This window comes from Erwinia sp. MYb416 (assembly GCF_037479575.1).
GTDB lineage: Bacteria > Pseudomonadota > Gammaproteobacteria > Enterobacterales > Enterobacteriaceae > Erwinia > Erwinia rhapontici.
Genome location: NZ_JBBGYT010000221.1, coordinates 1 through 1,374 on the forward strand (window position 1 = coordinate 1; position 1,374 = coordinate 1,374).

Annotated in this window: 2 protein-coding genes; both read left to right on the forward strand. The window is 64.6% G+C overall.

The features are described 5' to 3' along the window. Window positions 1-514 (forward strand): malonate decarboxylase subunit alpha (locus tag WH277_RS02035; RefSeq protein WP_339504104.1); only part of this gene is annotated, 514 nt, incomplete at its 5' end. Further along, window positions 514-1,374, forward strand: an 861-nt coding sequence (locus tag WH277_RS02040; protein ID WP_339504106.1) for a triphosphoribosyl-dephospho-CoA synthase, incomplete at its 3' end; no start/stop codon positions are given. The genes WH277_RS02035 and WH277_RS02040, both read left to right, overlap by 1 nt.

A 1,374-nucleotide genomic window follows, 5' to 3' on the forward strand; every position in this document is an offset into this window, starting at 1 on the left:
CAATATGGGCCACGACCCACACGGTCGCCGCCATGCCACCCCGGCCTGGCTGGCCATGATCAACGAACCAGACCCGATGGCACGTGGCCGCAAGCTGGTGGTACAGATGGTGGAAACCTTCCAGGCCGGCGCGAAACCGACCTTTGTTGAAAAACTGGAGGCGGTCGAGGTGGCTAAAGCGTCCGGTATGCCGCTGGCCCCGGTGATGATCTACGGCGATGACGTCACCCACGTACTGACCGAAGAGGGAATTGCTTACCTCTATCGTGCGCAGTCGCTGGAAGAACGGCGGGCGATGGTGGCATCGGTCGCCGGGATCACCGATATCGGTCTGGGCGTGGATGCGAAGCGGGTGCAGCAGTTGCGGCGCGAAGGGAAAGTGGCCTTCCCGGAAGATCTTGGCATTCGCCGTACCGATGCCACCCGTTCCCTGCTGGCGGCAGGCAGTGTGGCTGACCTGGTCGAATGGTCCGGTGGGTTATATCAGCCTCCGGCCAAATTCAGGAGCTGGTAATGAATCTGCAACGGCAGTGGGCTGCGAGTTCAGCGGAACGCCATGCACAGCGCCTGGCCGCGCTGGCAACACGTTGCCTGGTCATAGAAGCCAACCTGACGCCGAAACCCGGGTTGGTGGATCGCCGGGGTAGCGGGGCGCATCACGACCTGACGCTGGCGCTGATGGAGCGTTCCGCTCACAGCCTGACGCCAATGTTCCGCGAGATGGCGCGACAGAGCTGGCAGCGTCCGGCGGATATCGCTCTGCGCCAGCTGGCGGGCCGACTGGGACGTGAAGGCGAAGCGGTGATGATGCAGGTGACGGGCGGAGTGAATACCCATCGCGGTGCTATCTGGGCCCTGGGGTTGCTGGTCTCTGCGGCGGCCATGTGCGGAGGACGCGGCAACCCGGCGCAGATTACCCGCCTGGCCGCACGCCTGGCGCAATTGCCGGATGACGCCGCGCCGAAGCAGTTCAGCAACGGTCAGCGCGCCCGTGCACGTTATCGTCTGCCGGGCGCACGGGAAGAGGCTCAGCAGGGGTTTCCCCATGTGATGAATCTGGCCTTGCCGCAGCTCTGGCAAAGCCGCCAGCAGGGAGCGGACAGCAACGCCGCCCGGCTGGATGCGCTGATGGCGATCATGACCTCGCTCAGCGATACCTGCGTGCTGTCACGTGCCGGAATACCAGGGCTGGAAGCAATGCAGCAAGGGGCGCGGGCGGTACTGGTGGCAGGCGGGGTGCAGCAACCTGCCGGGCAGCAGGCACTTCAGCGACTGGATGCAGTAATGCTGGCGCTGAATGCCTCTCCCGGCGGTGCCGCTGACCTGCTGTCTGCAACGATTTTTCTGGACCATGTCCATTGCGCGGGTCGGGCA